Origin of the sequence: Bacillus sanguinis (genome assembly GCF_018332475.1) — a bacterium.
GTDB classification, from domain to species: Bacteria; Bacillota; Bacilli; order Bacillales; family Bacillaceae_G; genus Bacillus_A; species Bacillus_A sanguinis.
On sequence record NZ_BOQB01000226.1, the window covers coordinates 1 to 8,454 of the forward strand.

Annotated in this window: 7 protein-coding genes; 1 reads left to right on the forward strand and 6 read right to left on the reverse strand. The window is 33.4% G+C overall.

Annotated elements, in window-relative coordinates; all coding sequences use genetic code 11:
• The 4 genes from KI369_RS21780 to KI369_RS21795 all read right to left on the reverse strand — a co-directional run.
• Nucleotides 1-1,073 (reverse strand): glycosyltransferase WbsX family protein (locus KI369_RS21780; protein ID WP_212957353.1); only part of this gene is annotated, 1,073 nt, incomplete at its 3' end.
• Nucleotides 1,074-1,288: 215 nt separating this feature from the next.
• Nucleotides 1,289-2,161 carry a class I SAM-dependent methyltransferase gene (locus tag KI369_RS21785; RefSeq protein ID WP_212957354.1) on the reverse strand — a complete coding sequence of 291 codons (873 nt, stop codon included), beginning with the start codon at nt 2,159-2,161 and terminating at the stop codon, nt 1,289-1,291.
• Nucleotides 2,162-2,187: 26 nt separating this feature from the next.
• On the reverse strand, nt 2,188-2,910 hold the full coding sequence (locus tag KI369_RS21790; protein ID WP_212957355.1) for a class I SAM-dependent methyltransferase: 723 nt from the start codon (nt 2,908-2,910) through the stop codon (nt 2,188-2,190).
• A 204-nt stretch (nt 2,911-3,114) separates the two neighbouring features.
• Nucleotides 3,115-3,909: a sulfotransferase family 2 domain-containing protein gene (locus KI369_RS21795; protein ID WP_212957356.1), complete on the reverse strand. Its 795-nt coding sequence runs from the start codon at nt 3,907-3,909 to the stop codon at nt 3,115-3,117.
• A 271-nt stretch (nt 3,910-4,180) separates the two neighbouring features.
• On the opposite strand from KI369_RS21795, the gene KI369_RS21800 reads away from it, so the two are divergent.
• Nucleotides 4,181-5,125, forward strand: a complete 945-nt coding sequence (locus KI369_RS21800; protein ID WP_212957359.1) for an NAD-dependent epimerase/dehydratase family protein — start codon at nt 4,181-4,183, stop codon at nt 5,123-5,125.
• A gap of 40 nt (nt 5,126-5,165) precedes the next feature.
• Here the strand turns inward: KI369_RS21800 and KI369_RS21805 are convergent, their stop codons facing one another.
• Together KI369_RS21805 and KI369_RS21810 are read right to left on the reverse strand one after the other, a co-directional pair.
• The gene (locus KI369_RS21805) at nt 5,166-5,942 is read right to left on the reverse strand and encodes a class I SAM-dependent methyltransferase (protein WP_212957357.1); all 777 of its coding nucleotides are present in this window, start codon (nt 5,940-5,942) and stop codon (nt 5,166-5,168) included.
• A 67-nt stretch (nt 5,943-6,009) separates the two neighbouring features.
• Entirely contained in the window at nt 6,010-7,941 is a 1,932-nt protein-coding gene (locus KI369_RS21810) for a glycosyltransferase (RefSeq protein WP_212957358.1), read from the reverse strand.
• Nucleotides 7,942-8,454 lie beyond the last annotated feature (513 nt).

Below are 8,454 nucleotides of genomic sequence, written 5' to 3' on the forward strand. Positions count from 1 at the left end.
AATGACTCGTCTTTTTTGTATGCTTTCATACCTCTATTAATTGCATGCTTAACTCCTTCTAAATAGGCGAATCCATGCTTTTTATCTGGTTCTAAGTAAGTACCTTCTGCCCATTCATTCCACGCATTAATAAATAAAAACTCACTATTATAAAGGGAGAACGTACGGTGAATTTGCTTGCTTAAGTATATCGTGAACTTTTCAGGAGTAGAGCCTACAAAAATGCTGCTATTTAAGTCCTTGCGGCGTGCTGTGTTGTCCCAGTCAACAAAGGCACCTGGAAATGTTTTTTTCTCTGTAGGAGATCGCTTTAGTATATACATCCACACTTTATCATAATCCCAAGCGTTTATTTGTTTACCAGATTCATATATTATTTTATTTATGTCTGAAGAGCTATCATGAGCAATTGTATAAAAAGGTTCGAATTGAATGCTAGCACTGAATCCGTTTATATTAGGAATTGGAAAGCTGTTTAATGTTTCTACAAAGTATATACCTTTCAAACCATTTTCTTGTGCGAGTGTATTCCAGTAATTCAGCATTTGCTCACAATGAGGGATATGCCCAGGACGATAAATAATGAATAGTGGTTTATCATCTATATGGATATATCTCTCATCTTGGAAAGCTTGTAATAAATACTCAAAGTGTTCTTTCCAATCCGATAATTCTCCATAGTTTTGAGGCATTAATATATGACTATCAAGACCATCCCAAGTTTTTGTCCACGGTTCATTTGCCCAAGAAAGGCAAAATGGAAAATCTGGTTCCTTCGTCTTAAGTACCTCATTAAAGGGTGTCTCCAATAGCCTCTTCCCTTTAAACCAGTAATGGTAATAACAAAAACCATATATGCCATGTGCTTTGGCGATTTCTGCTTGCCATTTTCTTACGGATGGGATGGTTAAGTCATAATAAAAATCTTGATAAGGTTCTCTAGGTTGATAATGTCCTGAAAATAAAGGTCGTGTACTTTTCGTATTTGTCCATTCAGTAAAACCTTTCCCCCACCATCGGTCATTTTCTTTTATTTGATGAAACTGTGGTAAGTAAAAAGCGATTATTTTCAAAGTATATCCCCCTTATGTTCTTCGTAGTTCAAGTGGTGGGAAGTTACTTTTGATTTTGGGATCCAGTTTAAAGCGCGCGAAATGTTATTTACTTACTTTGTTTATGCTACATAATGAATTCTTTTGTCCAGTTTGCCTGATATGGAAATCTTTGATGATTTAATATATACGGCTGAGATACAAAATGATCTTCATTATACAATGAGCGAAAAGAGTTAATCTTTTTGGAGAACAAATAGAGCTTGGGGTAATCGGTTTGCATCGTCAAAAAAGTCCCGTAACTTTAAATACTTCTCATAGTGATTTTTAATATAAGTTCTAGGTATAACAGTTTCACCGTAAAAACTACTATTTCTAACATCTCCTGCCCCTGTAGGACTGTGAACGAAATTTCCGCTTTCATAATCCGAGATGGCACGATTTATATCTGGAAAAGCTTGAGATAAAGTTTTATGCCACCCCGTTTGAATTAATTCAGGGTGTTCCTTGAATTGTTGACAGAAATCGAGAAAATAGCGTGCTTGTGTTGTGGCGATGAAGATTCCACCTGGACGAAGAATTCTTGAAAATTCCTTTATCCAATTTTCTGCAGTTTCTTCGGATAAATGTGAGAATACAGAATAAGCGAATATAATGTCTAATGAATTGTCATTAATAAATTCTACAGGAGGTTGTGGGGAAACTGTTTTATATTTGCCTCTTCCTAACGTTTCGTTACAAAGATTAATCATTACAGGATCTACATCAATACCAAGTAAATTTTTATGGCGAACATCTTTGAAAAAGAAGCGTATAATTCTTCCCCATCCGCAACCAAAGTCTAAAATTTTCCGTTCTTTATTCACGGGAACGCCTAAATTATGGGCATATGTTTTTACAAGGCTATAAAACAAATATGCTTCATAAAGAGCATGTTCATAGGAAGCACCTACAAACTGTTGTTGAATTTCTTCAGGGGGGAACATAGGTACTGGGATGCCGTTTATCTTTGTTTGTGAGCAACTTTTTATAAATAGATTAAGAAGTTCAACATCAGAAAGCGGGCTAACAAGGTTATCGAAATCACTTCCTAACTTAAAATTATTCATTTGTTAACCTCCAAATTATATAGTGCCTAAAAATCATTTTCGTGTTTTTTACTAATAAAAACATGTAGAAACTCAGCATCTAACCCCAGTGATCTATCCTTTTGTAAATAAACAATGGTATACATATTTGCATGTGTATAAATATATTCAATCATATCTTGGCCCCAATCAAATGTTACTAAGGACCCATTCTCATCAATAGGATTTCCGTGATAAATTGGCTCTTCAATATACTCAATTCCATCCTTATTGATTCTTGCTCTTTGCAAAGTCTTTGGGAGTGTGTGATACCAAGGTACAGTAAACACATGAGCGCCGCCAGGCTTTAATACACGTTCTATTTCTTTAAAGGCTTTGTTTGGCTCCATTACATGTTCAAAGACATCTTGAGTAATGAATAAATCAAAAGATTCATTTTGGAAAGTCAAGTCTTCTAAGTTCTCGCATCTAATTCCTTGAAAGTATTGGCCGAGAGGGTGGTTTTTAAAGTATTGAGAATATGTATAGTTTTTGCAGTTTTTTATTAGTAGTTGAGTTGTAATCCCTCCTGGAGAGGATTCGTGGATATGATAGGAACCCCATTTTGGAAAAAATGCATTTAAAACATGTATTAAAGCTCGCTGCCTTGGTATAGAGTGGCATGTAGAACATAAGTAGTGATCTCTAAGCCAATCATTATGCTCTATAAATGTAGCTTCCTTCTCGCAAATAACGCAATATCCATTATTGTGCTTCAAATTACCTTCCACATGACATCACTCCTGTGTAAAAAAATGCATATGACACATACGTCAACAATCAGGGCAATCAATGAGAGTGGGTGAAAATAAGGGAATCCATAAAAGTAAGATTGGGAGAAGGAAATAATTAGCGGGGGAGAACCCTACGCTAATTAAAGTTTCACTTTATGCTATGCGATACATTCACTTTTATTCATTGAAGAGTGTACCGATTTAAAGTATCCCTTTTGTGTACGGGTACATTTCAAAGTCTTGTGCATATATTTCTGTAACTAACGCCATTGTTTCTTCATCATAAAAGCTTTCATATGTTGGAAAGCGAGGGAAGGTGGCATCCGTAATGCTGAGCTCTGCATAGCTTCCTGTATAAATCATTTTATGAGCGCGATGATGATCTGAATTTGTAAGTAGCGCTAAATTGGATTTAACTAAATCGTACGTATGTTCTAGTTTGGTGATTTGTGTATTAAAATCTTCTAAAGGAATATAGTATTGGATGAAGTTTTCTTCACCTGGAACGTATTGCTGGCTAAAATGTATGTCCATTGCTAGGGAATTGGGACCTAATGCTCGAACGTAATATAAAAATTGTTTAAATGATATTCCTAGGTTACTATATTTATCATTATATAAATAATGGCATATACTTTCCCGTTGAGGGCTAGCATATGGATTGTCAGCAAGTAATAAAAATGAGCTGACAGCCCTTGTATAGGGATTTCGCACAAGTTTACAAACAGCTTTTTTTGCTGTTAGAAGACCATTTTGTAACTCTGGTATGTAGTTAGTGTTGTTTTTATAAACCCAGAATTCATAGTAATGAATAAAGTCATGGTATTGCTTGGCTTCATTAAATAATCCAATTTGAAAAAAGAACCAATTAGCTAAAGTAGTACATCCGCTCCTATGGCTCCAAAATAGTATTAGTGGAAAGTCTTTATGGAAATGTGGGATTCGATCTTTATGTAGGATTACATGATTTAAAAGCTCTTGATTTACATTCTTCATCAATATAGTGCTCCTTTTTGAAAATTTTATATATGGTGAGGGGAGGTATTTACTAATCCAATATATTCATGGGAATGAGTAAATATTATGAGTGTTTTTTTGCGGTCAGCTTAAATAAGGTAGTGATCCTAAAAGGAAAATATAAAATAAAGATAATGAAAATTTATAAGGGGCATACAATTATAAGAGAATGAATAATAGAAGTGAACAAGTTCATTTATTTATATTTCTAGGTGTGATAAGCAAAATTCTTATTACTAGAGAGGATATTATGAGGAAGAATAATTATTTAATAGTAGGTGGAAATAGTTTCATTGGTATTAACCTCGTATTAGGTTTGTTGAAACAAGGTCAAAATGTAAAAGTATTTTCCAGACATATAAATAATTTCCCTCAAAATATTATAAGTGAGGTTGAATTTATTAAAGGTGATTTAGCGAATGTTGAAGATATATATAAAGCTTTAATGAATGTGGATATTATTATTTACTTAGCTGCAACATCTAATGTAGCAACTTCAATTGAAGATGTTTTCGGAGATATAAACAGTAGCTTTTTTTTTCTTAACTTTATGGAAAGCGTTAAAAAATTTCCTGTTAAAAAAATTGTATTAGCATCTTCTGGGGGCACCGTGTATGGTGAGCCTGAATATTTACCTATTGATGAGGGTCATCCATTAAAACCACTTTCTCCTTATGGAATAACAAAAGTGTCGCTTGAAAATTACTTGTACTTTTATAAGAAAAAATACGGAATTGACTATGTTGTATGTAGATATTCTAATCCATATGGAAAATATCAAAATCCTTTAAAGAAAGTCGGAGCAATCAATTGTTTTTTGTATCAGCATCTCAGTAATGAAAAGATTAATATATATGGGAATCCACAAGAGATTATTCGAGATTATATTTATATCGATGATTTAGTGGAAATCACTATACAACTATCACAATTAAATCGCTTGAAATCTTGTGTGTATAACATAGGGAGCGGGAAGGGTCTCTCTTTAAAACGAATTATAGTAGAACTGGAGAAATTAACGGAAAGAAAAGTGGATTTTATCTGCTATAAACAAAAACAAGAAAATGTTCAAAAAATCATTTTAAATATAGATAGAGTAAGACGAGAATGTAATTGGGAACCGAAAGTAGATTTCAAAAGTGGAATTAGGTTAAATAAGCTATGGATTGAAGAGTTCTTATATAGTAAAAAATAATAAGCCATGCCCTACTTCTGTATAAGTAGAGCATGGCTTATTATTTTATTTCTTTTTGTATTACCCAAAGGTCTTGATGTTCCCACCAAAAACCTTCAGTATATTTTTTGATAATAGGGTTATAAGGTAATAATTTAATTTTTTCACATACGTAAGAGGGGCTAACGATCGTTTGCCCGTATTGATGAACATCTAAATCTAGTTGTTCGCTAGAGGGGAGAAACCAATAACCCCGTTCATTTAAATCGGGAAAGCCGAAGTACTTTTTACTTTGATATCCATGAGTTGTGAAAATGAATAATCCGCCAGGAGAAACAGCATTATACAATGTTTGGAGCCAACGAAACCAAGTTGTATCAGGCATATGAGAAAAAAAGGATAAACAAAAAACAATATCATACGTAGACGAGGCTAATTTTACTTGTTCTGGTTCAGGGTGAGATAAGATAGATGAAGTCTTTAATGTGCTTTCAATAAAAGTAATAGCCTCTTCGTGTATATCGCAAGTAGTTATACTTAAGTTCGTTTGCTGATTTAACAAATGACGTGTTACGCAGCCATATCCGGATGCGAATTCTAATAATTGAATTTGATTGTTTACAGGAGGATAAAAGGAAGTAATTAAATCTAAGAGTGTTTTTGCTGATTTTCTTCCATCTTTAAAATAATAATCTATCGCTTCTTTTTTAGACGGAAAGACTGGATTCGTGACAAGGAATTGAAAGATATGATCCTCTGGATGGATACTTGCATTTACATTGTAGTTGTGTGCCATTTGAGAAATCAAATCTTTATGTGCCGCTATAAATTCTTTCAAAGAGTAACCCCTCCTTAAATGATAGTAACGTCTTATAAGAGATACTAATGGTGAGGAAGATGTATAATTAAATATTCAAATATACTTTAAGGTAATTTCTATATGTGTACATTTTCTTTTTTGAAATGTCGTCGATAGTAAAAGTTTCTTTAATCAAATTCTGCATTTGTACAACTTCACTGTAATGGGAATATGAATCTTCGGTTCTCGTTACGCTATTTGTATGTCTTCTATGATAGTTTAGCGGCTTTGGATTGAAATAAATGTCTCCCTCTTTAAGAATAGAAACATAGAAAAACCAATCACCAGCTACTTTAAACTTTTCTAATTGTTTTGCTGTTGTTTTCATGTCTATGTTTTTAAAAACTACACTTGAGACATTAGGTATCGTGTTTTTGATAAGTAACGTATCTTGTATTTCATCTCTCCCTTTTCGAAAATAAGGACGCTGCCATTTTTCTTTATCAATATCATTTGTGTAATCTAAATAATGATTGGCCAGGATATTTCCTTGTTCATCTATTTGTTTTGATTGTGTATAGCCTAAGGTAACATCACTATTTAAATGAAACCCTTGTATTATTTCTTCTAAAAATGTCTGATCACATAAGTCATCAGCCTCTGCAATCCAAATATAATCACCGGTTGCTGCAGAGATGCCTTTTACCCATTGTTTAAATACAGAACCAGAGTTTTTATCATTAATAATTTGATGAACTTTTAGGTGGGGCTTATTTTCGTTTGAGAGCAGCTGTTCAAATATAGATACACTATTGTCAGTAGAGGCATCGTCTAGGAAAATTAGTTCGTAAAGGGGATAGGTTTGGTTAAATATAGATTTAACTCGGTCAGGTAAGTATTTTTCGTAATTATAGTTCGGTACAATGACGCTTATTTTTTTATAATTATGCTCAAGCAGGTTTAATAATTGGTAAATGTAATGAAGAAAGTTGAAATCTTTTTCAATAAGTTCTTGGCCAAAGCTACCTTTTTGTAAGCGTAAATCTTCATCTCCAATAAATTCATATATTCTTTCCAGCATCATTGGTAAGTTTAAATAGTCTACTAATGCGCCAGTATGTTCCGTAACAATATCTTCAAAACCTCCAGCGTTTTTAAACCCTATAACAGGGACTTTCGTATCTAATGCTTCTAAAACAACGTTGGGAAAAGGATCTTCTCTTGAAGTTAATAAATATAAATCAGCCCCGGCGTTATATAAGCCGATATCTGGAGTAGGGTCCACTAATGTGAAATGTGCTGTATATCTTGGGGATAGCGTGTTAAAGAAATGAACATCCGTTCTCCCGACCCAGATAAAATGAATATTCGTATGAATCTTTCTTACTGAGTAAGCAATAAGTGAGAATAAATCTATTCCTTTTCGATGATCAGCGAAACCTACTCCCAAAATGATTTTGCTATCTAGAGGCAGGTTGTGTTTTTTTCGTAATTCGCTTCTAGCTTTTGCAATATTGTTCTTATAAGGATTGTGGTTAAACAAGCCTTGAGGGAGGATGTGGCATTTTTGATGATCTAATTGGGTGATTGTACGGAATTTTTCATACACGTACTGTGAAGGGAAGACAATTTTGTAAGCAAACTGGGCAATGTTTCTAGCTTTCCCCTCGGCAGAGTACTGTTGTATTAAATGTGGCAATTCATGTATTAATGAAATAACTTTTATATTGTGTTTAGCTAGTGATGCAACTATATCACCACTTATGACGGTACTACATATGGCGATGGTATAGCCTTGTGATAATAACTTCTTTATTAATAATTCGACCTTTTCTTCTGTTGGGTAGTCTTCCTCTAGGCAATAAACAGAACCATACTTTTGAAAATCGTGGATTAAAATGCCCGTTCCAATAGAAATAATTGCAACAGAGTAGTTAAAGTTTTCTTTAAGAGCTTTAATAGTATGTAAAGAAAGCAGCTGTGCTCCGTGGAAATGGGCATCATGGGATACATAAATGATTTTCTTATTAACATGCATTTCATAACGCCTCCTAAGGTAATTAGATTTTTAGTAAATGTATGGTGTATTTATAATTCCTAGAGAGAAGTAGTAGGAAATACTTGTGAATGCAGTTAGAATGTACTCGCAATAAAAAAAGCTACTTTTAATATATATTTGTTTGGTTTGATATTCATTCTTTAGAAAGGTATATGTGGTAAGAAAGTATAAAGTGTCGATTATGAAAGTGAATGCAACAGTTTATTCATCTCTAGGGACGGAGTATAAAAGATGAAGGTTTAACGGTCTTTATAATTTATAAAATAAAAAGGATAAAAAGTATTGACGATTATAGTATAGAGGTGTAATATAGAACAAGTCGCCGATGACATTAACGTCGAAAGCGACAAACGAAATGAAAAACTTAGTTGACATTAACTAACGAAGATGTTAACATAAGGAAGTCGCAAATGAGCGACCAAGTAGTTCTTTGAAAACTGAACGAAACAAACAACGTGAAACGTCAATTTTTATTTTTGATGCTAGACAAAC